Annotated in this window: 1 protein-coding gene and 1 pseudogene; both read left to right on the top strand. The window is 63.4% G+C overall.

Annotated features, from left to right (window positions below):
• Window positions 1-72: 72 nt before the first annotated feature.
• Window positions 73-291 (top strand): annotated as a pseudogene (locus tag AC0KXF_RS15185) (IS3 family transposase); the annotation flags it as partial.
• Between the two features lie 36 nt (window positions 292-327).
• Window positions 328-833: recombinase family protein (locus tag AC0KXF_RS15180; RefSeq protein WP_473109965.1), on the top strand; the 506-nt coding region annotated here is incomplete at its 3' end.

Here is an 833-nt window from a genome sequence, read left to right as displayed (position 1 = left end):
GCGAGCTCTACCACCTGGTCAAAGTCAACCCGAGAACCGGTGAGATCGTGAGTTGACAAATATAGGAGCATCAACGCCCTCGCGGAGGCGGTCAACGGGCTCTACAAGACCGAACTGATCCGACAGCAGGGCCCCTGGCGGACGGTCGAGCAGGTCGAACTCGCGACCCTCGAATACGTGTGGTGGTGGAACCATGAGCGCCTTCACGGGGAGCTCGATATGCGTACCCCGATCGAGGTCGAGCAGGCCTACTATGCTGAGGCCGAGGAACTTCTGTCACCGACAGGTTGACAGGAAAACCGGTCGGAACTCAAACCAGGCCAATTCATGCACGGCATCATGGCCTCCATCGCCGAGTTCTACTCCCTGAACCTCGCCCAGGAGGTCACCAAGGGGCTCGTGCAGAAAGCGTCCATCGGCGGCACCCCGCACAAGGCGCCCATCGGCTACCTCAACATCCGCACCGTCGACGCGGGCGGGCACGAAGTACGCGAGGTGCGCATCGACCCCGACCGGGCCGAGCTAATCCGGTTCGCGTTCACCGCCTACGCCACCGGCGACTGGTCGCTATCGAAGCTGGCCCGCGAGCTGGAGACCCGCGGCCTCACCACCCGGCCCACGCCGTCGTTCCCCGCGAAGCCGGTCACCACGACCGCGCTGCACAAGATCCTCACCAACCCCTACTACCAGGGAATCGTCACCTTCCGCGAGGTCACCTACCCCGGCACGCACGATCCGCTCGTGACGCCCGAGACGTTCAAGCAGGTGCAGACGATCCTCCAGCAGAACCACGTCGTCGGCGACAAGCCACAGAAGTACGACCACTACCTCAA

This window comes from Leucobacter holotrichiae, from assembly GCF_055791005.1.
The sequence above is the reverse complement of the archived record's forward strand: the minus strand, read 5'-3'. Positions and strand labels throughout refer to the sequence as shown.